The sequence below is a fragment of the Streptomyces sp. NPDC057002 genome (genome assembly GCF_042673825.1).
GTDB lineage: Bacteria > Actinomycetota > Actinomycetes > Streptomycetales > Streptomycetaceae > Streptomyces.
The window spans coordinates 1221163-1246862 of record NZ_JBHURZ010000001.1 but is presented as its reverse complement, the minus strand read 5'-3'; the positions used below and the strand labels follow the sequence as shown (position 1 = coordinate 1246862).

Sequence of the window (25700 nt, the reverse complement as noted above, 5' to 3'; positions counted from 1 at the left end):
GCCGCCCCTCAGGCCGCCCCGAACGCCGAGAACGCCCACCCCGTGGCCTGGTGCAGCGCGTCGCCCGGCAGGGCGGCCCGGGCGTCGCGCAGCGCCTCCGCCAGTGACAGGCCGGCGTCGAGGCCCTTGTGCAGCGCCAGCATCAGCGGCACCACCGCGGCGTCGTTGACGGGCGCGCTGCACGCCACCACCCCGGCCGTGCCCAGCGGCAGCAACGCGGTGACCAGGCCGAGCAGTTCGTCGGCACCGACGGACGCGAGGCGGGCGGTGTCGCAGCAGGACAGGATGATCCGGTACGGGCTGCGGGCCAGACGCTCGAAGTCGTGCACGACGATCGGCCCGTCGGCCATCCGCAGGGAGGAGAACAGCGGGCTGTCCGCGCGGAACGTGCCGTGCGCGGCGATATGGGCCAGCGCCGCCCCGTCCAGCTCCTCCAGCACCCGTGGCACCCGCGCCTCGCCGCCCTCCAGGACCGTCGCGCAGCCGTAGCGGCCGGCCAGCTCGGGCACCTCGGCGCCGCCGGTCGCCAGGCCCGGGCCGCGTACCAGCACATGGCAGCCGTCCGGCGGCGGCGCGGTCTCCCCGGCACGCAGCCAACTGCCCGCCGACGGCGACACACTGAGTACCCGCTCCCGCAGCGACGGCAGCAGCGCCCACGGCACCCGGTGCAGCCGCCCCGGCGGCACGATCACCACCGGGCCGCCGCCCAGCTGCGCCGCCGCCGGGCCGAGCAGCAGCTCCTCCAGCCGCCGCCCGGCCGCCTCCACGACCGCAAGACGCGCCTCGGCCCCGGGATGCGCCAGCCGCCGCAGCCCGGCCTGCACGTGCTCCGCCTCCGTCACCGCCTCGGCCAGCAGCCCGGCCTCGAACCTGCGCACCCGCCCCTGCCCGCACAGCAGCACCTGCACTCGCCCGTCGAGCACGGCGAGCTCCACCAGCCGTACCTCGTCGCCCAGCCGCTCCAGCAGCCGGCCGACGTCGAAACGGTCCCCGCCCCCGGGCGCCTCACCCCGTATGTGCAGGGTCCGGGACCGGATCTCCCGCTCCAGGCGGCGCTGTTCACGCTCCAGCGCCGGTACCGGCCGGCCCTCCATCCTGGCGGCCTCCGCACGGGAGGCGATCTCGCGGAACGCGGTCATGCCGCTGAGCAGTTCCGGATCGGCGGGCGGCCGGGTCGGCGCCGTCGACAGCACGGTGGCCCGCCAGCGCTCGCTCCACACCAGCAGCCGCCGCGGCCCGCCCGAGACCAGACTGGCCCGCTGGGCGAGCGCGGCCAGCTCCGCGCCCTGCTCGGTGGCGCGCGCCCTGAGCTCGGAGGCGCCCAGCGTCATCCGGTGGTCGTCCAGCACGTCCAGACCCCGTCGGCACGCCTCCAGCACACCCCGGGCCGACCCGGCGGACCGCGCCCGCAGCGCCTGCGCCGCCCAGCCCGTCATCCGCGCCAGCGGCGGCCCGCCCCGCCTGCTGCGGGCGGCGACGGCCAGATGCCGCTCCGCGTCCGCCGTCCAGCCAAGGCCCAGCGCGATCCGGCCCGCCAGCAGCGACGCCTCCGGCGCGGCCGGCGCCCCGAACGAGGCCAGTTTCTCCGCCACCGCGGCGGCGTCGGCGACCAGCCGGCCCGAACCGCGCCCGGCCGCGTGCCGCGCCTCGATCAGCACCAGCCGGGCGTGCGTCTCCCACCAGGTGCGCCGCTGCCCGGCGAACAGCCGTACGGCGAGAGCGGCACGGGCGATCGCGGTGTGCGGATCCCCGGCCAGCCGGGCGGACCGCGCGGCGGCCAGCAGCAGCTCCGCCTTGCGCGTGGACTGCCCGCCGATCCCGTCGAGCTTCCTGATCGCCGCGTCCGCCTCGGCCAGCGCCTCGGGAGCGAGCCCGGCCGCCATCAGCACCTCGCAGCGCCGGATGTTCAGCATGAACGTCGGCGTGCCGAGCCGGGCGTACCGCTCCTCCGCCTCGTCGAGCAGCCGCAGCGCCACCGGCACGTCACCCGACCGGAACGCGGCGAGCCCCCGGCTCTCCACCGCGTCGGCCTTGTCGTGCTCCTGGCCGGTGGTGTCCCACAGCGCCTCGGCCGCGGTGAAGTCCGCCTCGGCCCGCTCCACCGCCCCCAGCGCCAGATGCACGGTCGCCCGCAGGGTCAGCGCCCGCGCCGTCCAGATCACGTCCTCCGCCTGCCGCAGCACGGGAACCGCCCGGCGTACGTCGTCCAGAGCCTCGCGATGCCGGCCGAGCACCCACCACACGTACGCCCGCCGGTACAGCACCCGTGCCCGCGTGTGCCCGCCGCCCCGTGCGACCCCCCGCTCGAACGCCGCCAGGCCCTCCCGGGTCCGGCCCGCGTGCACCAGCGCCACGCCCAGCGTGGCCAGCACATCCGCCTCCCGGTCGGCCGAGTCCGCGCGCGCCGCGAAGTCCCGGGAGCGCCGCAGATGGTTCAGCGCGAGCCGCAGATCGCCGAAGTCCCGCTGCCAGATGCCGATCACCTGATGGGCGACGGAGGCGTGCAGCGGGTCGGGATCGGCGTCGAGCAGCGCCCGGGCCCTCGCGAGAGCCTCGCCCGGATCGGCGAACACCATCGGCAGCAGTGCCGCCACCGAGTCGTTTCCCGCTGTCACTCCTCGGATGGTAGTGGTCCCCGACCACACCACACAGGTTCGGCGCTGTATCAAATGACCGCCTCGCGGCTCATGTCGAGGAGGATCGGCGCGAACCGACGACCGCTCCGCCGCACCGACCGACGCCGTCGCCCAGTGGGAGGACCCGCCATGGCACCTCAGCGATTCCACGAGCAGTTCGACCAGATCCAGCGCTCCATGCCGGACGTCCCCCTCGCGATGGGCCCGGACGACTCGGCCGAGTTCATGTACGAGAAGGGCGTCGTCCTCGTCCGCGACGGCGAGGAGGCCGGCATCGTCGAGGACACCGTACGGGCGCACTTCACCGCGGCACCCGACCTCGACCAGGACCAGGTCCGCCGGGCCGGCCCGCGGACCAACCGCAGCGGCATCACCCGGATCCGGGTCGGCAACCCCGGCGAGGGCGGCCGGGAAGCCGACCGCACCGTCGCGCAGGCGCTGCGGTCCGTGCGCGAGAGGGAGGACCGGGCCGGGCACCGGATGGCCGCCCGCAACCATGTCGTCCACATCGCGGTCAACGCCTGCCCCGGCGACGAGCCGGTCCCCGTCCCGCTCAGCGAGCCGCTCAACCCGGCGCCCGCCGAGACGGCGTACGACACGGACACCGCCGTCGGCGTCCTCGTCGTCGACACCGGGCTGATGAACGACTACCGCTCCTGCGGCCTGCTGTCCCACACCGGCGGCGACGCCCAGGTCCAGGAGTGCGACGACCGGGGCATCCTCCAGCAGTACGTCGGCCACGGCACGTTCATCGCCGGGCTCGTCGCCGCCGTCGCGCCCAACACCGACATCACCGTGCGCGGCAGCCTCAACGACGCGGGCGCCATCCTGGAATCCGAGTTCGGCGAGAAGCTCTTCGAGGCCGTCGACGCCGGCGGCTGGCCCGATGTCCTCAGCCTCTCCGCCGGCACCTCCAACGGCCGCACCGACGGCCTGCTCGGCGTGGAGAACTTCATGCGGGAACTGCGCGAGCAGCGCACCCTGCTGGTCGCCGCCGCGGGCAACAACGGCAGCGCCACGCCCTTCTGGCCCGCCGCCTACGCCGACCTGCCCGGCTGGGAGGACTCCGTGCTGTCGGTCGGAGCCCTGCGCAGCGACGGCGAGTTCGGCGCCTGCTTCACCAACCACGGCCCCTGGGTACGGGTCTACGCCCCCGGCGAGCGCCTCACCAGCGCCCTCACCGGCTTCAAGACACCCGTCCCGTACGTGTACCAGCACTCCACGTACGACTCCTGCCGCTACGGATTCCGCTACGGCTGCACCTGCCGGCACCCCCGCCACACCGGAGTGCTGAGCGACGAGAACGCCGCCGCGAAGCCGGACCAGGTGATGTTCGAGGGGTACGCGCAGTGGAGCGGCACCTCCTTCGCCACCCCCGTGACCGCGGGCATGGTCGCCGCCCATATGACGGCGCACAAGGAGACCGACCCGCGCGCGGCCCGGCGGCAACTGCTCGCCGCCAACACCGGGCTCGCCGAAGTGCGCGGGGCGCACGTTCCCGCGCTGCGTCCGCCCACCTGGCGCCCGGTCCCGGTCGTGCGCCTGGTCCCCGGCTCGTGAGGGCCGAAGCCGCCCCCTCCACGGCGTACCATGACCTGCCGTACTCGAGGGGTGGGGCTGCCGTGGACCGTACTGATGCCGGCGCGCTCGTCCAGGCAGCCGCCGACGGCGACGCGGCGGCCTGGAAGGCGCTCGTGGAGGGGCTGAGCCCGCTGGTGTGGTCCGTGGTGCGGGCCCACCGGCTCTCCGACGCGGACGCCCACGAGGTGTACCAGACCGCGTGGTTCCGCTTCGCCCAGCACCTCGGGCGGATCCGCGAACCCGGCAAGGCGGGCGCCTGGCTGGCGAGCACGGCGCGCAACGAGTGCCTCAAGGTCATCCGGAGTTCGCAACGGCTGACCCTGACGGACGATCCACAACTCCTGGACCGGGTCAGCGAGGAGGGCACGCCGGAACAGTCGCTGCTCGACTCCGAGGAGGCCGCCGCCCAGAGCGAACGCGTACGGCGGCTGTGGCAGGAGTTCGAGGAACTGGGCGAGCGGTGCAGGCAGTTGCTGCGCGTGCTGATGGCCACGCCGCCGCCCAGCTATCAGGACGTGTCCGCCGCGCTCGGCATCGCGGTGGGCAGCATCGGGCCGCTGCGCCAGCGCTGTCTGCGGCGGCTGCGGGCCCGGCTCGAGGCGCGGGGGGCGATATGAGCGACCTGAACGGCATGAACGGCATGAACGACGACGACGCGTTCGACGAGGACGGCTGGGAGGACGAGGAGTTCGACGCCGGGCTGCTGGAGGAGGAGCTGCGGCAGGCCGCGGCCGTCCTGGACCCGGTGCCCGCCGAGCTCCAGCAGATCGCCGTCGACGCGTACGCGCTGCACGACCTCGACGCCCGGATCGCCGAGCTGACCTTCGACTCGCTGGTCGACGCCCTCCCGGTCCGGGGCGTCACCGACGCGCCCCGGATGCTGACCTTCCGGGCGGGCGAGGTGACCGTCGACGTCGAGGTGACCACGCACGGACTGCTGGGACAGGTGCTGCCACCGCAGCCGGCCCGGATCGAGGTCCTGGGCGGCCCCCGCCCCGGCGCCCCGCTCATGGCCGACGACCTGGGCCGCTTCACCGGCGACGCACCGCTCTCCGGCCCGTTCGCGCTACGGCTGCGGACCGGCGGGGACGTGGTGGTGACGGAGTGGCTGCGGGCCTAGGGCCCGGCCACCCGGCTGCGGGCCTGCCCGGTCACCAGGCGCACGGCAGCGTCCGCGGTCCCCGGATCATCGTCCTGCGCCGCCACTCGATCCGGTCGGCGGGGACCGCGAGGCGCAGGCCGGGGAGCCGGTCCAGCAGGGTGCCGAGCAGGAGTTCGGTCTGGAGGCGGGCCAGGACGGCGCCGGTGCAGTAGTGCGGTCCGTTGCCGAGGGCCAGGTGCGGGTTGGGGGCGCGGCCGGGGTCGATCCGGTCCGGCTCGGGGAAGACGTCCGGGTCGCGGTTGGCCGCGAGGTAGGAGACGTACACCGGGTCGCCCGCGCGGATGCGGTGTCCGCGCAGGTCGACGTTTTCCAGGGCGATCCGCGCCAGGCCCACGGAGCTGCGGTGCGGGATCCAGCGCAGCAGCTCGTCCAGCAGCGCGTCGCGTCCCTCGGGCCGCTCTTGCCACCACTGCCGCAACTCGGGCCGGGTGAGCAGCAGACAGAGCATCTGCCCGCAGTTGTGGGTGACGGCCTCGCCGCCGATCTGCAGCGGACCGGCGAGGCCGATCGCCTCCGTCTCGCTGAGGTCGCCACGCGCCACGGCGGCGCCCAGCAGGGAGTACACGTCCTCGCCCGCGCTGTCCGCGCGGGCGTGGATCGTCTCCGTGATCCATCCGTACAGACTGTTCTTGGCCCGGTCGGCGGCCTCGGCCCCGCCCGAGGTGGAGATGATCTGCCGGGTCCAGGTGTGCACCCGTTCCCGGTCGGTGGCGGGTACGCCCATCACCTCGCTGACCAGGGCGATCGGGAACGGTTCGAGCACCCGCTCGATCAGCTCTGCCGGCGGCCCGTCCCGTACGACCCCTTCCACCAGCTCGTCGAGCATCTCCTGCGCGCGGGGCCGCAGCCGCTTCATCGCACTGACGGTGAAGGCCCCGGCGACCGCCTTGCGCAGCCGGTTGTGGTCGGGCTGGTCGGCGAAGGCCAGCGAACCGGGCCGCGGCTTGAAGTGCGGGGCCATCCGCGTCACTTGACGTCCGGTCACCTCCGCGCGGCTGAACCGCGGATCGTTGGTGATCAGCTTCACGTCGTCATGGCGGGTGGCCAGCCACGCCCAGCCCTCGCCGAACGGCAGCCGGATCCGGGTCAGCGGCCCCTCGCGCATCAGCTCCGCGAGGACCGGGTCGAACTCCGTTCCGTCCAGGTCGAGGGCGGGCCAGTCCCGTACGGGCGGCGGTTCCTGGCCGGTCAGCGTGGTGGTCTCCTCCGTCATGCACCCACCCTCGTCGCGCCCCCGCCGCTTGTCGCGCGGGAGTGCTCCAGCCGGTGACGTCCGGTGTTCAGCGGGACACGGCGTCGACGAGACGGGCCAGCGCGCGGGCCGGCCGCTCCAGTCCGGCCCCGGCGGGACCGCCCGGCTCGGTCATATAGGTGTCGCGGCGGATCTCCACCATGAGCGCGCCGACCTCGGGCCGCTTCCCGTAGAACTCCAGGGGGACGTAGGTCCCGCTGAACGGGCTGTCGAGCCCGGTCTCCCCGAACGCCTCCCGGGCGGCGTCCAGCAGGCCGGGCGATGTGTGGAACGGGTCGGTGCCGAGGCACACCGCCGGCCGGGGTCCGTCCCCGTGCAGTTCGTACGGCAGCCTCCGGCTGGGGTAGGAGTGCACGTCGATGATCACGGCCCGCCCGGTGGCCGCCAGCCGGTCCGCCACGGCCTGTGTCATCGCCCGCGCGTACGGCCGGAAGTACCGCTCCACGAGCGGCTCGGGATCGATGTCCCCGGGGCGCAGTACCCCGCCGTGCGTGGTCCGCGTGTACACCGCTCCCATTCCGACGGCCCGCATCTCCTCCCGCTCGTCCGGAAACCGCTCGGGGTCGACGACCAGCCGCGACAGCCGGTTGACGAACCGCCAGGGCGTCACCTCCGCGAGCCCGGCCGCCACCCCGGCGATCTCCGCCGTGTGCGCGTCGGTGATGTGGTCGAGCTCCCGCTCCAGCTCCTCGTCACCGAGCACGATGCCCGCGCGTACGTCATCGGGTATCTCCCGCGCGGAGTGCGGGACATGCAGGATCACGGGAGAGCGGCCGTCCCCGGCCGGCAGCTCGAAGGAGTGCGGGGCGTCGGTCATGGAGCGGCTCCAAGGGCCTGGTGAGTGGCGTGCGGCAAGGTCACCCATGCAGAACTCCGCCCCGGCCGGGCAGTGTGCCGGTCGGGGCGGAGTCAGTGGATCTACGAGGGTCCGGACGTCAGGCCAGGGACGCCAGGGTCTCGTTCCACGTGGTGGACGGGCGCATGGCCTGGGCGGCCTTCGCCGGGTCGGGCTGGTAGTAGCCGCCGATCTCGACCGGCTTGCCCTGGGCGGCGATCAGCTCGTCGACGATCTTCTGCTCGTTGGCCGTGAGCGTCTCGGCGAGCGGGGCGAAGGCCTTCGCCAGGTCCGCGTCGTCGGTCTGCTTGGCCAGCTCCTGCGCCCAGTACAGGGACAGGAAGAAGTGGCTGCCGCGGTTGTCGATGCCGCCCACGCGCCGGGTCGGGGACTTGTCCTCGTTGAGGAAGGTCGCCGTGGCGCGGTCGAGCGTGTCGGCCAGGATCTGGGCGCGGGCGTTGCCCGTGACCTTCGCGAACTGCTCCAGGGACGGCACCAGGGCGAAGAACTCACCCAGGCTGTCCCAGCGCAGGTAGTTCTCCCTGACCAGCTGCTGGACGTGCTTCGGGGCGGAGCCGCCGGCGCCCGTCTCGAAGAGGCCGCCGCCCGCCATCAGCGGGACGACCGACAGCATCTTGGCGCTGGTGCCCAGCTCCAGGATCGGGAACAGGTCGGTGAGGTAGTCACGCAGGACGTTGCCCGTCACCGAGATCGTGTTCTCGCCGCGGCGGATGCGCTCCACCGACAGCTTCGTCGCCTCGACGGGGGACAGGATCCGGATGTCCAGGCCCTCGGTGTCGTGCTCCGCGAGGTAGGCGTGGACCTTGGCGATCAGGTTGGCGTCGTGCGCACGGGTCTCGTCCAGCCAGAACACCGCCGGGTCACCGGTGGCGCGGGCACGGGTGACAGCCAGCTTCACCCAGTCCTTGATCGGCGCGTCCTTGGTCTGGCAGGCGCGGAAGATGTCACCGGCCGAGACGGTCTGCTCGATCAGCGCGGTGCCGTTCTGGTCGACCAGCCGGACCGTGCCCGTGACCGGGACCTCGAAGGTCTTGTCGTGGGAGCCGTACTCCTCGGCCTTCTGCGCCATCAGGCCGACGTTCGGCACCGAGCCCATGGTGGACGGGTCGTAGGCGCCGTTGGCCCGGCAGTCCTCGATCACGGCCTGGTAGACGCCCGCGTAGGAGGAGTCCGGCAGGACCGCGAGGGTGTCGGCCTCCTCGCCGTCCGGGCCCCACATGTGGCCGGAGGTGCGGATCATGGCCGGCATGGAGGCGTCGACGATGACGTCCGAGGGGACGTGCAGGTTCGAGATGCCCTTGTCGGAGTCGACCATCGCCAGCTCCGGGCCCTCGGCGAGCTCGGCGTCGAAGGACGCCTTGATCTCGGCACCCTCGGGCAGGCCCTCCAGGCCCTTGTAGATGCCGCCCAGACCGTCGTTCGGGGTCAGGCCGGCCGCGGCGAGCTTGTCGCCGTACTGCGCGAAGGTCTTCGGGAAGAAGGCGCGCACCACGTGGCCGAAGACGATCGGGTCGGAGACCTTCATCATCGTCGCCTTCAGGTGCACCGAGAACAGCACGCCCTGGGCCTTGGCCTCGGCGACCTGCGCGGTCAGGAACTCGCGCAGCGCGGCGACCCGCATCACGGAGGCGTCGACGACCTCACCGGCGAGCACCGGTACGGACTCGCGCAGCACGGTGGTGGAGCCGTCGTCGCCGACGAGCTCGATGCGCAGCGCGCCGTCCTCGGCGATCACCACGGACTTCTCGGTGGAGCGGAAGTCGTTCTGGCCCATGGTCGCCACGTTCGTCTTGGACTCGGAGGTCCAGGCGCCCATGCGGTGCGGGTGCGACTTGGCGTAGTTCTTCACCGAGGCGGGGGCGCGCCGGTCGGAGTTGCCCTCACGCAGGACCGGGTTCACTGCGGAGCCCTTGATCTTGTCGTAGCGGGCGCCGATCTCGCGCTCCTCGTCGGTCTTCGGGTCGTCCGGGTAGTCCGGCAGCGCGTAGCCCTGGCCCTGCAGCTCGGCGATCGCGGCCTTGAGCTGCGGGATGGACGCCGAGATGTTCGGAAGCTTGATGATGTTGGCGGCGGGCGTCTTGGCCAGCTCGCCGAGCTCCGCGAGGGCGTCCGGGATGCGCTGGTCCTCGGTGAGGTACTCCGGGAACACGGCGATGATGCGGCCGGCCAGCGAGATGTCGCGGGTCTCCACGGCGACACCCGCCTGCGAGGCGTACGCCCGGACCACCGGCAGGAAGGAATACGTCGCCAGTGCGGGGGCCTCGTCAGTGTGCGTATAGATGATGGTCGAGTCAGTCACCGGGTGCTCCGCTCCACGTCTGCAACATTGCTCGACATCAAGATATCTCGTGACCGGCCTCGTCTCGACAGGGGTCCGCCGCCAGTTTCGGGCAACCGATCGGCCCGCTCCTTTGTCATGGAGAGAGATCACTCACTCCATGCCACGGCCGGACCTGACCACCCGGCCGTCCGAGCGAAAGCGGACCATGAGATATCGCACCAGAGTGACGGCCCCCGCGGCCGCCCTGATCGGCACGGCGGCGGCTCTGACCACGGGGGTCCCGGCCCAGGCGGCCACCTCGAAGGAGTCCGCGCGCACGGACGCCTCCCCGGGCCCCGAGACCCTCGGCGACCCCGTCTTCCCCGCCCTCGGCAACGACGGCTACCGCGTCTCGGCCTACCACCTCGACTTCGCGTACGACGCCACGACCAGGCTCGTCGAGGCCACCGCGACCCTGACCATCCGCACCACCCAGGCTCTGAGCCGCTTCTCCCTGGACGCGCGCGGCCTGGACATACGCTCTGTCCGGGTCGGCGGCCGCACGGCCGCCTTCGAGCAGGTGGCCGAAAAGCTGCGGATCACCCCCGCCCGTGAGCTCGCGGCGAAGGCCCGGGTCACCGTGTGCGTGGCCTACGGCGCCGACCCGCGCCGGACCCCGCCGCCCGCCGGCGGCTGGGTGGCCACCCCGGACGGATTCGCGGTGTGCTGCCAGCCGGACCTGGCGCACACCGTCTTCCCCTGCAACGACCACCCCTCCGACAAGGCCGACTTCACCTTCCGTCTCACGGTGCCCGGGGGACTGCGGGGCGTCGCCAGCGGCCGGCTCGTGCGTACCGAGCGGCTGACCGGCGACCGGACGGCGTACACATACCGCTCCCGCTCGCCGATCGCCACCGAGGTGGTGCAGATCACCGTCGGCGACTATGTGATCAAGGACCGGCAGGGCCCGCACGGCCTGCCGCTGCGGGACGTCGTCCCCACCGCCCGCGCCACCGCCCTGGAACCCGCCCTGGCGCTCACCCCGGCCCTGGTGGACTGGGTCGAGCGGCGGCTCGGGGCGTACCCCTTCGAGACGTACGGCCTGCTCCCGTGCAACTCGGACGACCCGAACGCCTTCGACTTCACCGGCCTGGAGACGCAGACCCTCACCATCTACAAGCCGAACTACCTCCTCCAGGAGGAGAGCAAGATCGGCTCGCACATGATGCACGAGCTGGTCCACTCCTACTTCGGCAACAGCGTCAGCCCCGCCACCTGGGCCGACCTGTGGCTGAACGAGGGCCACGCCGACTTCTACGGGCTGCTGTACCGCTACGAACGCGGCTGGCCCGACTCCAAGGGCATGACCACCATGGAAGCCCGGATGAAGGACACCTACGCCCTCGGCGACCAGTGGCGCCACACCTCCGGGCCGGTCGCGGCGCCCAACGCGGTCAACCTGTTCGACAGCCAGCGCTACCTCGGCGGCGTGCTCGTCCTGTACGCGCTGCGGCAGCAGATCGGCGAGGCGGCCTTCAGCGCCGTCGAGCGCGCGTTCCTGGAGCGGTACCGCGACGCCGCGGCCTCCACGGAGGACTACATCGCGGTCGCCTCCGAGGTCTCCGGACAGGACCTCACCGGCTTCCTGCGGGACTGGCTGTACGGGACGAAGACGCCCAGGATGCCGGGCCACCCGGACTGGACCGTGACGCCCGTGCAGCCGTCCCTCGCGGCACCGCGCAGCCGCAGGGACAGCCACCACCACGACAACTCCGCGACGCTGTAACGCCTCGGAGAGGCGGCTTCAGTCGAGCCGGGCGGCCGTCATGTCGCCCGGCTCGAACTCACCGGTCCGCTGCTGCGGGATGACGGCCGCGCCCTGCTGGAGCGCCACCGTGCGGGCCGGGGCGGGAATGCGGATGCCCTCCGCGCGGTAGCGCTTGTGCAGGCGCTTGATGAACTCGTGCTTGATCCGGTACTGGTCGCTGAACTCGCCGACGCCCAGGATGACGGTGAAACCGATGCGGGAGTCGCCGAAGGTGTGGAACCGGATGATGGGCTCGTGGTCCGGCACGGCACCGTCCACCTCGGTCATCGTCTCCGCGATGACCTCGTTGGTCACCCGCTCCACGTGCTCCAGGTCGCTGTCGTAGGCCACCCCGACCTGCACCAGGATGGTCAGCTGCTCCTCGGGGCGCATGAAGTTGGTCATGTTCGCCTGCGCGAGCTGACCGTTGGGGAGCACGATGAGGTTGTTCGACAGGTTGCGGATCGTCGTCTGCCGCCAGTTGATGTCCTCGACGTAGCCTTCCTCGCCGCTGCTGAGCTTGATGTAGTCACCGGGCTGGACGGTCTTGGAGGCGAGGATGTGGATGCCCGCGAAGAGGTTGGCGAGCGTGTCCTGAAGCGCCAGCGCGACCGCCAGACCGCCGACGCCCAGGGCCGTGAGCATCGGGGCTATGGAGATGCCCAGGGTCTGGAGCACCACCAGGAAGCCGATCGCGAGGACCAGGATCCGGGTGATGTTGACGAAGATCGTGGCCGATCCGGCGACCCCGGAACGGGACTGGGTGACCGTGCGCACCAGGCCGGCCACCACCCGGGCCGCCGACACCGTCGCGACGAAGATGAGCAGCACGGTCAGCACCTGGTTGGTGTGATGCTGCACCGTCCGGGTCAGCGGCAGTACCGCCGCCGCGCCCGCCGCGCCGCCCACGACCGCGGCCCACGGCACCACGGCCCGCAGCGCGTGCACGATGACGTCGTCCCCGCTCCACCGGGTGCGGTCGGCGTGCCCGCCCAGCCAGCGCAGCAGGATGCGCAGCGCGAACGCCGCCAGCAGGCCCGAGGCCAGGGCGATGCCCGCGAAGACCAGATCGTCCACTGTGAGCGCCCGGTTCACCGGTCACCTCCGGGGTCAAGAACAGCGGCGAACGCCGTCGTCGACGGCCGGATGTGAAGTCTCGTCACGTAGTCACCTGCTCGTTTTCGGGGAAGTCCGATCGCGCCCGACCACCCTGACCCGGGGTCGGCACAATCGTTCATCCTGCCGCATCCCGTAAGGGGTTTCGTACCGGAGACGGGGGTGAGCGGGGGGTGAGTTACTGCACATGACGTACCGTCGCGCGCGCCGGATCCGCCTCGCGCACATCCGCTTCGCTCACAGATCCGTGAACGATCCGTGCCGACCCGCGCCGGAGGCGAAGCGGGCGGCGCCCTCGACACTCTCGGCCAGCACACCCGCGCCGTGCCGGAACTCGGTGCTGAGCGCGGCCGGCTCGTCCAGGCCCTCCTGGTCGAGGACGGAGGCGCGGTCGGCGCGCAGGCAGGACTGCGGGAACCCGGCGATCGCGGCGGCCAGTTCCTCGGCCTCGGCACGGGCGCGGCCGGGCGGGACGACACGGTTGACGAGCCCCATATCGTGGGCCTCGGCGGCCGGGACGGGCCGTCCCGTGAGGATCAGGTCGAGGGCGCGGCCGGTGCCGATCAGCCGGGGAAGCCGTACGGTGCCGCCGTCGATCAGCGGCACGCCCCAGCGGCGGCAGAACACGCCGAACACGGCGTCCTCCTCGGCGACCCGCAGGTCGCACCAGAGGGCCAGTTCCAGACCTCCGGCCACGGCGTGCCCGGCGACCGCGGCGATCACCGGCTTGGACAGCCGCATCCGGGTCGGTCCCATGGGGCCGTCGCCGTCCGGCTCGGCCCGGTTGCCGCGGCCGGTGCCCAGCGCCTTGAGGTCGGCGCCCGCACAGAACGTGCCGCCCTCGCCCCACAGCACCGCCACCCTGGCCTCCTCGTCCGCCTCGAACTCCCGGAAGGCCGCGGCGAGTTCGGCGGCCGTGGGGCCGTCCACGGCGTTGCGTGCCTCCGGGCGGGAGAGGACGACCGTGGTCACATGTCCCTGACGCTCGATCCGCACCGGCATGGTGAAGTCCCTTCTGCGCGACGGAGTCGGCACGCTACCCGGGTCAGATCACCTTCAGCCGCACCAGTGCCCCCAGAGTCACCGCGCCCGGCAGCAGCGGCAGCCAGACGGTGACGACCCGGAAGGCCAGGACCACGGCCGTGGCCACCGCGGCCGGGCCGCCCGCCGCCACCAGCGCCACGACCAGCGCCGCCTCCACCGAGCCGATCCCGCCCGGGGTGGGCACCAGCGCGACGGCGACCGTCGCCGCCAGGTAGGCCACCGCCATGTGCGCGGGCGGCACGTCAAGACCGAGCGACTGCCCCACCAGCACCAGCACGGAGGCCTGCAACGCCGGGAAGGCGAAGGACCCGCCCCACAGGGCCAGGGCCCGCGCCGGGCGGGTGTGCACCGAGCGCGCCTCACCGAACGCCGTACGCAGGAAGGAGACCAGGGCCGAGCGCACCCGCCGGACGAGGGTGACCACTGCCGCCGCGACCACGAGCACCACGCCGGCACCGGCCAGCAGCGGGCCGAACGCCGTCTCCGGGACCAGGGTGCTCAGCCGCAACGCGTCGGGGAAGACGAAGAAGAGGGCACCCAGCAGGGCCACCCGGCCGATGCTCTCCGCCAGCAGGTACAGCGCGAGGGCGGCCGAGGAGCGGGCCAGCGGCAGCCCGCACACCGTCATGAACCGCAGATTGACCGCGCTCGCGCCGAGCCCGGTCGGCAGCAGGTGGTTGGCCGCGCCCGCCGCGAACTGGGTCGCGAGGAGCCGCCGTTTGGGCAGCGGTTCGACGACCGCGCCCTGCCGGGTGCAGGCGGCCGCGACCCAGGTCAGACAGGTCGCGCCGACCGCGGCCAGTAGCCACGGCCACTCGGCGGTGCCCAGGTGTGCGAAGCCCTCGGCCAGCACCGACCGGTGCCGCACCGCGACCACGGTGACGAGCAGGAGCGGAAGCAGACACAGGATCTGACGCAGGCGGCGGACCGGGACGCGACGGGGGAGTCGTCCCGGGCGGATTTCGGGGAGTTGTACCGCTGTCACATCCGCAGAGGCTTCCCATGCCGTGCCAACGGCGGGTTGCGGAAGCGGGGCCTGCGGCTTACGTGCGGGGAGCGGCTGGGAGGAGATCGTCATAGAGGCCTTCGCGCGGGGAACGGGCGGGGACGGGAAGAGGGGGATCGGGCTGATTGTGCGGGATGTCGGGGCCGATGCGCGAGCGCCTTGACCTCAAGATTGCTTGAGGTTCTACGTTCAATGCCATGAGCATGGAGACCACAGCGTGGACACAGCTGCACAGCGTCATGAACGCCGAGCAGGAACGCCGCCCCTTCGCCCTGGCGACCCTGCGCCGCATCGGCGCGTTCGCCCGCCCGCACCGGCGCCGCATCGCCCTCTTCGTCCTGCTCGGCGTGGCGACCGCCCTGCTCGCCGTGGCGACCCCCGTCCTGGCCGGGAGCGTCGTCGACGTGATCGTCTCGGCCGGCGACGAGGGCAGAGTCGTACGCCTGGCCCTGCTCATCGCGCTGATCGCGGTGGCGGAGGCGGCACTCGGCATCCTCGGCCGGAGGCTGTCGGCGACGCTCGGCGAGAACCTCATCCTCGATCTGCGCACCGCCGTCTTCGACCATGTGCAGCGGATGCCGGTGGCGTTCTTCACACGCACTCGTACGGGCGCCCTCGTCTCGCGGCTCAACAACGACGTCATCGGCGCCCAGCGCGCCTTCAGCAACACCCTGTCGGGCGTGGTCAGCAACCTCGTCACGCTGCTGCTCACCCTCGCCGTGATGCTGACCCTGTCCTGGCAGATCACCCTGCTGGCGCTGGTGCTGCTGCCGGTGTTCGTGATCCCGGCCCGGCGCATGGGCAGCCGGATGGCCCGGATGCAGCGGGAGGCGGCGACCCTGAACGCGGCGATGGGCACCCGTATGACCGAGCGCTTCTCCGCACCCGGCGCCACCCTCGTCAAGCTCTTCGGCAGGCCCGAGGAGGAATCGGAGGAGTTCGCCGAACGCGCCCGCCGCGTCGCGGACATCGGGGTCCGGACCGCCACCGCCCAGGCCGCCTTCATCACCGCCCTCACCCTGGTTTCCGCCCTCGCCCTGGCCCTGGTCTACGGCCTCGGCGGCTGGTTCGCCCTGCGCGGCGCCCTGGAACCGGGCGCGGTCGTCTCGCTGGCGCTGCTCCTGACCCGGCTGTACGCGCCCCTGACCGCGCTGGCCGGGGCCCGCGTCGAGGTGATGAGCGCACTGGTCAGCTTCGAGCGGGTCTTCGAAGTGCTCGACCTCCGGCCGCTCATCGAGGAGAAGCCGGACGCGCGCGGGGTGCCCGACGGGCCCGTGGCGGTCGAGTTCGAGAAGGTCCGCTTCGGCTACCCCGCCGCCGACAAGGTCTCCCTGGCCTCCCTGGAGGAGGTCGCGACCCTCGACCGGCGGGGCGGCGACGAGGTTCTACACGGCATCTCCTTCCGCGCCGAACCGGGGCAGACCGTGGCGCTCGTCGGGTCCTCCGGCGCCGGCAAGTCGACCGTCGCGCAACTGCTGCCCCGCCTGTACGACGCCGACGGGGGCACCGTGCGCGTCGGCGGCGTCGACGTCCGCGACCTGAGTGCCCGGGCCCTGCGGGAGACCCTCGGCATGGTCACCCAGGACGGGCACCTCTTCCACGACACCGTCCGCGCCAACCTCCTGCTGGCCCGCCCCGCTGCGACGGAGGAGGAGGTGTGGGACGCCCTGCGCCGGGCCCGCCTCGACGACCTCGTACGGTCCCTGCCCGACGGCGTCGACACCGTGGTCGGCGAACGCGGGTACCGGCTCTCCGGCGGCGAACGCCAGCGGATGACCATCGCCCGGCTGCTGCTCGCCCGCCAGCGCGTCGTCATCCTCGACGAGGCCACCGCCCATCTCGACAACACCTCCGAGGCCGCCGTGCAGGAGGCCCTCACCGAAGCCCTCGAAGGCAGGACGGCGGTCGTGATCGCCCACCGGCTGTCCACCGTCCGGTCGGCGGACCAGATCCTGGTCGTCGAGGCCGGCCGGATCGTGGAACGGGGCACGCACGAGGAACTGCTGGCGGCGGGCGCACGGTACGCCGAGCTGTACCGCACCCAGTTCGGCGAGACGGAGCGCACGGTCGTCGAAAGCGTGTGAACGGCTCCGGGCGCGCATCCGTACCTCTTGCGAGTACTCACGCCTGCCCGACAGGGCAGAACAGCGCCCATCCGGAGAGGCGACGTGTCCCAGCAGCAACCGCACGCACCATCCAACCGCCGGACCCCGTCCCGCGCCCACCGGCTGCGCATCGCCGCGGCGGTGGGCGCCCTGGTCGCGCTTCCCCTGGTCACCGCATGCGGCGGCGGTGACGACAAGAAGCCGGCCGGCAGCGGCAAGGCGGCGACGCCCAGCGGGGCGGCCGCTCCCGCCGCCGGTGTCGTCGCCCCGGCGAAGGTCGAGGTCATCGCCGGGCTGGCCGGCTGCAAGGCGAAGATCCGCACCGAGGCGGACGAACTGCGCGAGGGCGTGTGCCACACCAAGAAGGGCGACTTCCTCATCACCACCTTCCCCGAGGAGAAGCTCAAGGAGACCTGGCTGGAGTCGGCCCGCGTCTACGGGGGCAAGTACCTCGTCGGCATGCGCTGGGTGGTCAGCGCCAAGCCCGGCATGTACGAGTCCCTGCGCGCCAAACTCGGCGGAACGGTCGAGGAGATGCAGGGCATCGGCCCCTCCGCGAACCCCTCCTGACGTCACTCCGGCACCAGACGGCGGACGAGTCCGGCGACCTGTGCGTCCTGGCGGGCCAGGAAGGTCTCGAAGGTCCGGCCGGTGGCGAACACGTCGGTCCAGCCGTGCCGGCGGAGTTCGGCCCGCCACCGGCGGGAGCCGTGCAGCTCGGTCAGCGCGTCCACCCAGCGCCGCCGCTCGGTGTCGCTGATGCCCGGCGGGGCCACGATGCCCCGCCAGTTGTTGAACACCAGGTCGATCCCCGAAGACTTCAGGGTCGGGACACCGGCCAGCACACCGACCGGCCGCTCACCGGTGACGGCGAGGACCCGCAGCCGGCCGCCGCGTATCTGGTCGAGGAACTCGCCGAACCCACTGGTGGCGACGTCGACCCTGCCGTCGAGCAGTGCGGGCAGCAGATCGCCGCCGCCGTCGTACGGGACGTACGCGACCTTCCGCGGGTCGATGCCGACCGCCCGGGCCAGCTCCATCGGCAGCAGATGGTCCGGGCCGCCGGCGGAGGAACCGCCCCCCACCCTGAGCCGCCCGGGGTTTTCGCGCCAGGCGTCCACCAGGTCACCGATCGTGCGGTACGGCGAGTCCTCGCGGACGACGACCGCGCCGGCCTCCTCGATCAGGCGGGCGATCGGGGTGGTGTCGGTGACGGACACCTTCGAACCCGCCGCGTGTGACGCGCCCACCACTCCGAGACCCATCTGCAGCGCCAGCTCGCCGTTGCCCCGCTCGTCGACGACGCGCTGCAGCCCCACCGTGCCGCCGGCACCCGGCAGGTTGAACACCTGCACGCCCGAGGCGATCCCGGTCTCCTCCAGCACCCGGGCCGCGGTACGGGCCGTGGTGTCGTAGCCGCCGCCGGGCGTGTTGGGCACCATGAGCCGCAGGTTCGCGGCGTCCCCGCCGCCCGGCCACGCCCCGCATGCGCAGACCACCAGCAGCACCAGGACGGCGAGAGTGCCGGGTAAGGCGCGCGCCGGGCCTCTCATGACGCCTCCCTTTCGATTTCCGCTGGTGGGCGTCATGATTGTCCGACTCGGCACCTGAGCCGCCCCGCTTGTGTCGGCAGAGAAGATTGAGTTCGTTGTGGTCGCCACCTTTCGTCGCCATTCGCTCGCGGGCGAGATGCTGGTGCTCCAGCTCGCCATCGTCGTGGTGGTGCTGCTGGCCGTCGCCGCGGTCTCCCTCGCCCAGTCGCAGGCCACCTTCACCCGGGTCGAGGGACGCCGGGTGAGCGCGCTGGCCGAACAGCTGGCCGCCAACCCCCTGGTGCGCAGCCAGCTGGTGCGTCCCGCACCGGGGGAGACGCTCGCCCCGCTGGTGCACTCCACACAGGCGCAGTCCGGGGTGACCTCGGTGACGGTGGCCGACGCCGCCGGCCGGATCGTCAGTTCCACCAACCCCACGGTCGTCGGCGAGCGGCTGCCGCTCGGGCCGGGCACCACCCGGGAGCGCGGCTGGGAGGGACAGCTGACCCTGGACGGCAACCGCGAGCTGGCCGCCCAGGTCCCCGTCCTCGGGGCGAGTGAGGAGAACCTCGGCCGGATCCTCGGCACGGTGATGATCGGCGAGGCCGATCCGACGGTGTGGCAGCGGCTCAGCGGCGCCTCCTCGTACCTGCTCGCCTATCTGGGCATCGCCAGCGGGCTCGGCGTGGCCGGCTCCTGGCTGCTCGCGCGGCGCGTGAAACGGCAGACCCTCGGGCTGGAGCCACGGGAGATCGCCGGGCTCGCCGAGCACCGGGAGGCGATGCTCTACGGGATCGCCGAGGGCGTGATCGCCCTGGACCCGCAGCACCGGCTCACCCTCGTCAACGACATGGGCCGACGCCTGCTCGAACTGCCCGAGGACTGCGTCGGCCAGAGCCTGGACGGCTTGGGCATCGACGGACGGCTGCGCGACGTGTTGGCCGGAACCGTGACCGCCGCCGCCGACAGGCGGGACGAGGTCGTCGTCCGCCATGGCCGGGTCCTGGTGATGAACCGGATGACCGTCACCAAGGACGGCCGGCTCCTCGGCTCCGTCACCACCCTGCGCGACCGCACCGAACTGGCCCGGCTGGAACGGGAGATCGGCTCCTTCCGCAGTTCCTCGGAGCTGCTGCGCGCGCAGGCGCACGAGTTCGCCAACCAGCTGCACACCATCTCCGGGCTGATCCAGATCGGGGAGCAGGACGAAGTCGTGCGCTACATCCGCGCGTTGAACCAGCGCCGCCAGTCCCTGGACGTCACCCTCAGCCGCCGCGTCCGGGACACGGCGGTGGCCGCGCTGCTGATGGCGAAGGCGTCCCTCGCGGCCGAACGGAAGGTCAGCCTGCGGATCTCCGACGACACCGCGCTGGAACGGCTGGCGCCGGAGGACGCCGCCGACGTGGCGACCGTGGTGGGCAACCTGGTCGACAACGCCGTCGACGCCGCCGCGCCCGACGGGCAGCGGTGGGTCGAGGTGGCGCTGCGCCAGGACGCCTCCAGCCTGGAGATCGTCGTACGCGACTCCGGTCCCGGCGTGGCTCCCGAACTGGCCCGCGAGGTGTTCTCCCACGGCTTCACCACCAAGGCCGCGCGCGAGGGCGAGCGCGGCATCGGACTGGCCCTGACCAAGCTGGTCTGCGAACGGCACGGGGGAGAGATCTCGGTGGCCAACACCCCCGACGGAGCGGTGTTCACCGCACGCGTGACCGTCGGCCGGCTCACCGGCACACCGGCGGAAGGAGCGGCCCCATGACCTCCCGAGCGCGCGACACGTCGGGCTCGATCTACGTCCTCGTGGTCGACGACGACTTCATGGTGGCCCGCGTCCACCGCACCTTCGTCGAACGCGTCCGGCCCTTCCGTGTCGTCGGCGTGGCCCACACCGGCCGGCAGGCGATCGAAGCCGTGGACGAACTGCGCCCCGACCTGGTCCTCCTCGACCTGTACCTCCCCGACCTCTTCGGCCTCGACGTCATCCCCCGGCTGCGCACCGCGGGACACGACTGCGACGTCATGGTCATCAGCGCCGCGCAGGAAGCCGGCACGGTACGCGGCGCCGTCCGCCGGGGCGTCGTCGACTACCTCCTCAAACCCTTCGACTTCGAGGACCTGCGCCCCCGCCTGGAGCGCTACGCCGCTCAGCGGGGTCGCCTGCTGACGACGGTCGTACGGGGCCAGGCCGACGTGGACCGCGTCCTGGCCGGCGCGATCGTCCCCGCCCCCGCCCCCACCCTGCCCAAGGGCATGAGCGTGGAGACCGCCGAACTGGTCGAGCGCGCCCTGCGCGCGACGGACGGCACCCTGTCCGCGACCGAGTGTGCGACCCTGACCGGCCTCTCCCGCGTGAGCGCCCGCCGCTACCTGGAGTATTTCCACAGCACGGGCAGCGCGGAGGTGACCTTGCGCTACGGCGCCGCGGGGCGGCCGGAACGTGGCTACTCCTGGCGGGCGTGATCCGCTCCCTCCGAGCACGCGATCGCCGCCGCACGGACCGGAGTCCGCGCGGCGGCGATGTGCGGCCGGCCCCGGGACCGTACCGGGGCCGGCACGTCAGGGGCGGTTGGTGAGGTAGCCGCCCATGGAGGTGAAGTACTCGGCCGCGGGCAACTCCCGGCCGTCCTCGGTCCGTACGCGGGTGATGGCGAGGCCCTGGTTGCGGCCGGTGCGGGCGTCGGCGCCGGCGACGATCACCACGCCGTCGCCCTCGCGGTAGAAGATCCGGCCCGGAGTGCCGCCGTAGCGGCCCTCGGACACGAAGGCGGCCAGGACGTCGAGCCGCTTGCCGCGGTGGAAGGTGTAGGCGCTGGGGTACGGCTCGGACTGGGCGCGGACCAGGCGCTCCAGGTCCTCCGCCGGCCAGGTCCAGTCGATGCGGCTGTCCTCGTCGGCGCGCTTGTGGAAGAACGACGCCTGGGAGCGGTCCTGCTTGGTGAACTCGGTCTGGCCGGAGGCGATGAGGCCGAGCGCACCGATGGTGACCGGGGCGATGAGGTCGACGGTCTTGTGGAAGAGGTCGGTGGCGGTGTCCGTCGGACCGACCGGTACCGCCTCCTGCCGGACGATGTCACCGGCGTCGAGCTCGTCGTTCATCATGTGCGCCGTGACGCCCACCTCGGGCTCGCCGTTGATGAGCGCCCAGATCAGCGGGGAGAAGCCGGCGTACTTCGGCAGCAGCGAGTCGTGCACGTTCAGCGTGCCGTGGCGCGGGAGGTCGAAGATGCGCGGGGGGATCCACGTCCGCCAGTTGTTGGCCACGATGATGTCCGCGTCGGCCTCCTTGAGGCGCTCGAACAGCTCGTCGTCGTCCGGGCGGTTGCGGATCAGCACGGGGACGCCGTGCTCCTCGGCGAGATCGGCGACCGAGTCGCTCCAGATCTTCTCGTACGCGTGCTCGCTCTTGGGGTGCGTCACCACCAGCACGACGTCGTGCTCGGACTCCAGGAGGGCTTGCAGGGTGCGATGCCCCCAGGTCTGGTAACCGAACATGACGACCCGCATGGGGTTCCTCCTCAGAGCAAGGGTTTGGCCGAGGCAAGTAAAGCAAGGCTTACCTTAGTCTGCAACGGGGGGTCATGGTGCCCCAGTTGGTGAGGTCCCGTCCGGCGGCAGTCCGTTTTGTCCTGTCGACACCTTCGCCGGTTTAGCTTAGGCTCACCTAAGTTCCGTGGCATGCCGCTCCGTTGGCATGCCCGCCTTTCGTTCCTTCCACACCTGACACGCGGCTGCCCCGCACGATGGGAGTGACATGTCGCAGGTTCTTCCTGGTGACGCACAACCGGTCCACGACCTCATTGGCATCGGCTTCGGACCGTCCAATGTGGCCATGGCTATCGCGCTCCGCGAGCACAACGCGCGCGTCGGCAGGCAGGAGGCAGTCACCGCTCACTTCTTCGAGCAGCAGCCCCGCTTCGGCTGGCACCGCGGCATGCTCATCGACGACGCCACCATGCAGGTCTCCTTCCTCAAGGACCTGGTGACGCTGCGGAACCCGTCGAGCGAGTACAGCTTCCTCTGCTACCTGCAGAGCAAGGGCCGGCTGATCGACTTCATCAACCACAAGAACCTCTTCCCGCTGCGTGTGGAGTTCCACGACTACTTCGAGTGGGCGGCGGCCCAGGTCGACGACATGGTCTCCTACGGCCACGAGGTCGTCGGCGTCGCGCCCGTGACCCGTGACGGCGTCGTGGAGTACCTCGACGTGACCGTCCGGTCGGGGGAGGGGCTCGAGGTCCACCGGGCCCGCAACCTCGTCATCGGCACCGGGCTGCGCCCCCTCATGCCCGAGGGCGTCGAGCGCGGCGACCGCGTCTGGCACAACTCCGAACTCCTCGCCAAGGTCGACGAACTGGAGGGCACGGCACCCGAGCGGTTCGTCGTCGTGGGCGCCGGACAGAGCGCCGCCGAGAACGTCGCCTACCTGCACCGGCGCTTCCCCGAGGCCGAGGTCTGCGCCGTCTTCTCCCGCTACGGCTACAGCCCCGCCGACGACAGCGCCTTCGCCAACCGCATCTTCGACCCCCAGGCGGTCGACGCGTACTTCTCGGCGCCCGAGGACGTCAAGCGCAGGCTGATGGACTACCACGGCAACACCAACTACTCCGTGGTGGACATCGACCTCATCGACGACCTCTACCGGCAGTCGTACCAGGAGAAGGTCCTGGGCACCGAGCGCCTGCGCTTCCTCAACGTCTCCAGGCTCACCGGGGTCAAGGAGACGCCGGCCGGCGCCCGCGCCACCGTGACGTCCCTCGTCACCGGCGAGGAGACCGACCTGGACGCGGACGTCGTGGTCTTCGCCACCGGCTACAGCCAGGCCGACCCGACCGGCCTGCTCGGCGAGGTCGCCGACCGCTGCGCCCGCGACGACGAGGGCCGGGTGCGCGTCGAGCGCGACTACCGCATCGCCACCGACCCCGGCCTGCGGTGCGGCATCTACCTGCAGGGCGGCACCGAGCACACGCACGGCATCACGTCGTCCCTGCTCTCCAACACGGCCATCAGGGTGGGCGAGATACTGGACTCGCTCCTCGGCCGTGGCTCCGGACCCGCCGCCGAGGAGGCCCGGACGCTCGCCGACGACACCGGCAGCCCCGCCCGCTAGGCGACACGGCCCCGCGCCCCGTCAGGGCAGGGACAGGCGCCGCCAGGTCAAGTCGCCGACCGCACAAGGGATAACGTACGTCGACATGGGCACGACTGCTGCAGTGGAGCGCCCCGCGCCCAGGGGCTCGTCGAAGGCCCGTCGGCGGCGGGTCGTGGGTTTGGGCACTCTCGTGGCGCTCCTGGTGATCGCCGCGGTGCTGTCGCTGGCGGTCGGGGCGCGCGCGTTGAGCCCCACCGACGTATGGCACGGGCTGTTCGCGGCCCCGGAGTCCGACCAGCGGCTCACCGAGATCCGGCTCATCGTGCAGACCGTGCGGGTGCCCCGGACGATTCTCGGAGTCGTGGCGGGCATCGCCCTGGGCGTCGGCGGGGCGTTGATCCAGGGGTACACGCGCAACCCGATCGCCGACACGGGCCTGCTGGGCGTGAACTCAGGAGCCTCGTTCGCGGTCGTCGTGGCGATCTCCGTGTTCGGGCTCGGCAACCCGTTCCAGTACGTCTGGTTCGCCTTCCTGGGGGCGGGGATCGCCGGAGTCGTCGTGTTCGGGCTGGCGAGCATCGGCCGGGGCGCCGGCAACCCCCTGACGCTCGCACTGGCCGGACAAGGGGTCACGGTGTTCCTGGCGGCGATGACCACGGCGGTCTCGCTCTCGGACCAGCAGGCCCTGAACGCCCTGCGGTTCTGGAACTCGGGCTCCCTGAACGGGGTCGGATTCGACGTCATCTGGCCGGTCACCGCCTTCATCGCCGCCGGTCTCGTGCTGGCCCTGACCACGCTGCCCTCCCTCAACCTGCTCAACCTGGGTGACGACGTGGCGCGGGGACTGGGCGTGAACATCGCGCTGAGCCGGACCGTCGGCATCGCCGCCATCACCCTGCTGGCGGGCGCGGCGACGGCGGCCTGCGGACCCATCGCCTTCCTCGGGCTCATGGTGGCCCACGTGGCCCGGTACCTGACCGGACCGGACTACCGCTGGCTGGTGCCGTACGCCGGTCTGCTCGGGGCGGTCGTCCTGCTGGTCTGCGACATCGTGGGCCGACTGGTGGTGCGGCCGGGCGAGTTGGACGCCGGCGTCCTCGTGGCGCTCCTCGGCGCCCCGTTCTTCGCGGTTCTGGTGTGGCGCGGAAAGTTCAGGAAAGCATGAACGTGACAGATGTGAAGCCGTCGGTGCTGCCGGGCGTACGGCTCGGCCGGGTGTCGTTCGTCTGGCGGCCCTGGGTCCTGTGCGTGACGCTGCTGCTGGCGACGGCGACCTTCCTGGTGTTCTGTCTGTCCATCGGCGTCGGGGACTTCCCCATCAGCCTGTCGCGGGTGATCGCGACGATCCTCGGGCGGGGCGAGCAGGTCGACCAGTTCGTGATCATGGACCTGCGGATGCCGCGTGCCCTGGCCGGGCTCGTCGTGGGCATCGCGCTGGGGGTGTCGGGGGCGATCACGCAGTCCATCGCCCGCAATCCCCTGGCCAGCCCGGACGTTCTGGGCATCATCCCGGGCGCCAGCGCGGTCGCGGTGTTCGCCGTGACCGTATCGGGGGGGACCGCGGCCGCGGTCGTGGACTCCATGGGCCTGTCCGCGGCGGCGCTCGCCGGCGGGCTCGGCACCGGCCTGCTGGTGTACTTCCTGGCCTGGCGGCGCGGGGTCGACGGCTTCCGGCTCATCCTCATCGGCATCTCCGTGAGCGCCGTGATGGAGGCGATCACGACGTGGCTGCTCGTCACGGCCGACATCAGAGACGTGGCCAAGGCCCAGGCGTGGCTCGTCGGTTCGCTGGAGGACCGCGAGTGGAGCGAGGTGTGGGTGGCGCTGTGGTGCTCGCTCGTCCTCTTCGTCGTGGTGTCCTTCGTCGCGTTCCAGTTCAAGCCGATGCACTTCGGCGACGAGGTCGCCGCCGGCCTGGGTGTCCGGTACGCGGCGGTACGAGCGGTCCTGCTGCTGTGCGCCGTGCTGCTGGCCGGTGTGGCGGTCAGCGCGGCGGGCCCGGTCCCGTTCGTCGCGCTGGTGGCGCCGCAGGTGGCGATGCGTCTGGCGCGGTGCCCGACACCGCCGATGGTGGCCTCGGGCCTCGTGGGCTCGTTGCTGCTGATCGGCTCGGACCTGGTCGCGCGCACGGCGCTGCCGGTCTCGCTCCCGGTCGGTGTGGTCACCGCCGCGATCGGCGGCCCCTTCCTCGTCTATCTGCTGGTGCGGGCGAACCTCAGATAGGTGTACAAGAGTCAGGCATACCTAAGTAAGGGGG

General features: G+C 72.2%; 20 protein-coding genes. 11 read left to right on the top strand and 9 right to left on the bottom strand.

What is annotated here, in order from left to right; translation table 11 throughout:
- Window positions 1-8 precede the first annotated feature (8 nt).
- The gene (locus tag ACFT32_RS05590) at window positions 9-2576 is read right to left on the bottom strand and encodes a CHAT domain-containing protein (RefSeq protein WP_382487054.1); all 2568 of its coding nucleotides are present in this window, start codon (window positions 2574-2576) and stop codon (window positions 9-11) included.
- A 189-nt stretch (window positions 2577-2765) separates the two neighbouring features.
- On the opposite strand from ACFT32_RS05590, the gene ACFT32_RS05585 reads away from it, so the two are divergent.
- The 3 genes from ACFT32_RS05585 to ACFT32_RS05575 all read left to right on the top strand — a co-directional run bounded on the left by ACFT32_RS05585 (window position 2766) and on the right by ACFT32_RS05575 (window position 5337).
- Window positions 2766-4196, top strand: coding sequence for a S8/S53 family peptidase (locus ACFT32_RS05585; RefSeq protein ID WP_382486135.1), 1431 nt, complete (start codon window positions 2766-2768; stop codon window positions 4194-4196).
- A 62-nt stretch (window positions 4197-4258) separates the two neighbouring features.
- The gene (locus ACFT32_RS05580; RefSeq protein WP_382486133.1) at window positions 4259-4834 is read left to right on the top strand and encodes an RNA polymerase sigma factor; all 576 of its coding nucleotides are present in this window, start codon (window positions 4259-4261) and stop codon (window positions 4832-4834) included.
- On the top strand, window positions 4831-5337 hold the full coding sequence (locus tag ACFT32_RS05575; RefSeq protein ID WP_382486131.1) for a hypothetical protein: 507 nt from the start codon (window positions 4831-4833) through the stop codon (window positions 5335-5337). Before ACFT32_RS05580 ends, ACFT32_RS05575 begins: the two co-directional genes overlap by 4 nt.
- Before the next feature lie 31 nt (window positions 5338-5368).
- Here ACFT32_RS05575 and ACFT32_RS05570 read toward each other — a convergent pair whose 3' ends face one another.
- From ACFT32_RS05570 to ACFT32_RS05560, 3 genes are all read right to left on the bottom strand, one after another.
- A complete protein-coding gene (locus ACFT32_RS05570; RefSeq protein WP_382486129.1) occupies window positions 5369-6592 on the bottom strand; it encodes a cytochrome P450 in 1224 nt (407 codons plus the stop codon).
- 67 nt (window positions 6593-6659) lie between these two features.
- Window positions 6660-7448: an N-formylglutamate amidohydrolase gene (locus ACFT32_RS05565; protein ID WP_382486127.1), complete on the bottom strand. Its 789-nt coding sequence runs from the start codon at window positions 7446-7448 to the stop codon at window positions 6660-6662.
- 118 nt (window positions 7449-7566) lie between these two features.
- Window positions 7567-9786, bottom strand: coding sequence for an NADP-dependent isocitrate dehydrogenase (locus tag ACFT32_RS05560; RefSeq protein ID WP_382486126.1), 2220 nt, complete (start codon window positions 9784-9786; stop codon window positions 7567-7569).
- 187 nt (window positions 9787-9973) lie between these two features.
- Between ACFT32_RS05560 and ACFT32_RS05555 the strand changes: the two genes are divergently transcribed.
- On the top strand, window positions 9974-11533 hold the full coding sequence (locus tag ACFT32_RS05555; protein WP_382486124.1) for a M1 family metallopeptidase: 1560 nt from the start codon (window positions 9974-9976) through the stop codon (window positions 11531-11533).
- An 18-nt stretch (window positions 11534-11551) separates the two neighbouring features.
- On the opposite strand, the gene ACFT32_RS05550 is transcribed toward ACFT32_RS05555, so the two are convergent.
- The 3 genes from ACFT32_RS05550 to ACFT32_RS05540 all read right to left on the bottom strand — a co-directional run bounded on the left by ACFT32_RS05550 (window position 11552) and on the right by ACFT32_RS05540 (window position 14699).
- On the bottom strand, window positions 11552-12649 hold the full coding sequence (locus ACFT32_RS05550; protein ID WP_382486122.1) for a mechanosensitive ion channel family protein: 1098 nt from the start codon (window positions 12647-12649) through the stop codon (window positions 11552-11554).
- A gap of 258 nt (window positions 12650-12907) precedes the next feature.
- Entirely contained in the window at window positions 12908-13672 is a 765-nt protein-coding gene (locus ACFT32_RS05545; RefSeq protein ID WP_382486121.1) for a crotonase/enoyl-CoA hydratase family protein, read from the bottom strand.
- A gap of 43 nt (window positions 13673-13715) precedes the next feature.
- Window positions 13716-14699 (bottom strand): YbhN family protein, encoded by a 984-nt coding sequence (locus ACFT32_RS05540; protein ID WP_382486119.1) that lies wholly within the window; start codon window positions 14697-14699, stop codon window positions 13716-13718.
- 224 nt (window positions 14700-14923) lie between these two features.
- On the opposite strand from ACFT32_RS05540, the gene ACFT32_RS05535 reads away from it, so the two are divergent.
- The gene (locus ACFT32_RS05535) at window positions 14924-16804 is read left to right on the top strand and encodes an ABC transporter ATP-binding protein (RefSeq protein WP_382487052.1); all 1881 of its coding nucleotides are present in this window, start codon (window positions 14924-14926) and stop codon (window positions 16802-16804) included.
- An 84-nt stretch (window positions 16805-16888) separates the two neighbouring features.
- Window positions 16889-17395 carry a hypothetical protein gene (locus ACFT32_RS05530; RefSeq protein ID WP_382486117.1) on the top strand — a complete coding sequence of 169 codons (507 nt, stop codon included), beginning with the start codon at window positions 16889-16891 and terminating at the stop codon, window positions 17393-17395.
- 2 nt (window positions 17396-17397) lie between these two features.
- On the opposite strand, the gene ACFT32_RS05525 is transcribed toward ACFT32_RS05530, so the two are convergent.
- Complete coding sequence (locus ACFT32_RS05525; RefSeq protein ID WP_382486115.1) at window positions 17398-18378, bottom strand: Bug family tripartite tricarboxylate transporter substrate binding protein; 981 nt, start codon at window positions 18376-18378, stop codon at window positions 17398-17400.
- A 97-nt stretch (window positions 18379-18475) separates the two neighbouring features.
- Here ACFT32_RS05525 and ACFT32_RS05520 point away from each other — a divergent pair, with 97 nt between their 5' ends.
- On the top strand, window positions 18476-20113 hold the full coding sequence (locus ACFT32_RS05520) for an ATP-binding protein (protein ID WP_382486113.1): 1638 nt from the start codon (window positions 18476-18478) through the stop codon (window positions 20111-20113).
- Window positions 20110-20814: a response regulator gene (locus ACFT32_RS05515; RefSeq protein ID WP_382486112.1), complete on the top strand. Its 705-nt coding sequence runs from the start codon at window positions 20110-20112 to the stop codon at window positions 20812-20814. Before ACFT32_RS05520 ends, ACFT32_RS05515 begins: the two co-directional genes overlap by 4 nt.
- A 96-nt stretch (window positions 20815-20910) precedes the next feature.
- On the opposite strand, the gene ACFT32_RS05510 is transcribed toward ACFT32_RS05515, so the two are convergent.
- A complete protein-coding gene (locus tag ACFT32_RS05510) occupies window positions 20911-21858 on the bottom strand; it encodes a methionyl-tRNA formyltransferase (RefSeq protein ID WP_382486110.1) in 948 nt (315 codons plus the stop codon).
- A 247-nt stretch (window positions 21859-22105) separates the two neighbouring features.
- On the opposite strand from ACFT32_RS05510, the gene ACFT32_RS05505 reads away from it, so the two are divergent.
- From ACFT32_RS05505 to ACFT32_RS05495, 3 genes are all read left to right on the top strand, one after another.
- Complete coding sequence (locus ACFT32_RS05505) at window positions 22106-23461, top strand: lysine N(6)-hydroxylase/L-ornithine N(5)-oxygenase family protein (RefSeq protein WP_382486108.1); 1356 nt, start codon at window positions 22106-22108, stop codon at window positions 23459-23461.
- 85 nt (window positions 23462-23546) lie between these two features.
- Window positions 23547-24608 (top strand): FecCD family ABC transporter permease, encoded by a 1062-nt coding sequence (locus ACFT32_RS05500; protein ID WP_382486106.1) that lies wholly within the window; start codon window positions 23547-23549, stop codon window positions 24606-24608.
- Window positions 24605-25666, top strand: coding sequence for a FecCD family ABC transporter permease (locus tag ACFT32_RS05495; RefSeq protein WP_382486105.1), 1062 nt, complete (start codon window positions 24605-24607; stop codon window positions 25664-25666). Before ACFT32_RS05500 ends, ACFT32_RS05495 begins: the two co-directional genes overlap by 4 nt.
- The last annotated feature ends 34 nt before the right edge of the window (window positions 25667-25700 follow it).

Coding starts and splice junctions, on each gene's coding strand:
- ACFT32_RS05515 (WP_382486112.1), top strand. CDS start 20,110: ATGACCTCCCGAGCGCGCGACACGTCGGGCTCGATCTACGTCCTCGTG.
- ACFT32_RS05505 (WP_382486108.1), top strand. CDS start 22,106: ATGTCGCAGGTTCTTCCTGGTGACGCACAACCGGTCCACGACCTCATT.
- ACFT32_RS05525 (WP_382486115.1), bottom strand. CDS start 18,378: ATGAGAGGCCCGGCGCGCGCCTTACCCGGCACTCTCGCCGTCCTGGTG.
- ACFT32_RS05555 (WP_382486124.1), top strand. CDS start 9,974: ATGAGATATCGCACCAGAGTGACGGCCCCCGCGGCCGCCCTGATCGGC.
- ACFT32_RS05565 (WP_382486127.1), bottom strand. CDS start 7,448: ATGACCGACGCCCCGCACTCCTTCGAGCTGCCGGCCGGGGACGGCCGC.
- ACFT32_RS05495 (WP_382486105.1), top strand. CDS start 24,605: ATGAACGTGACAGATGTGAAGCCGTCGGTGCTGCCGGGCGTACGGCTC.
- ACFT32_RS05585 (WP_382486135.1), top strand. CDS start 2,766: ATGGCACCTCAGCGATTCCACGAGCAGTTCGACCAGATCCAGCGCTCC.
- ACFT32_RS05510 (WP_382486110.1), bottom strand. CDS start 21,858: ATGCGGGTCGTCATGTTCGGTTACCAGACCTGGGGGCATCGCACCCTG.
- ACFT32_RS05575 (WP_382486131.1), top strand. CDS start 4,831: ATGAGCGACCTGAACGGCATGAACGGCATGAACGACGACGACGCGTTC.
- ACFT32_RS05535 (WP_382487052.1), top strand. CDS start 14,924: ATGGAGACCACAGCGTGGACACAGCTGCACAGCGTCATGAACGCCGAG.
- ACFT32_RS05570 (WP_382486129.1), bottom strand. CDS start 6,592: ATGACGGAGGAGACCACCACGCTGACCGGCCAGGAACCGCCGCCCGTA.
- ACFT32_RS05545 (WP_382486121.1), bottom strand. CDS start 13,672: ATGCCGGTGCGGATCGAGCGTCAGGGACATGTGACCACGGTCGTCCTC.
- ACFT32_RS05590 (WP_382487054.1), bottom strand. CDS start 2,576: ATGGTGTTCGCCGATCCGGGCGAGGCTCTCGCGAGGGCCCGGGCGCTG.
- ACFT32_RS05500 (WP_382486106.1), top strand. CDS start 23,547: ATGGGCACGACTGCTGCAGTGGAGCGCCCCGCGCCCAGGGGCTCGTCG.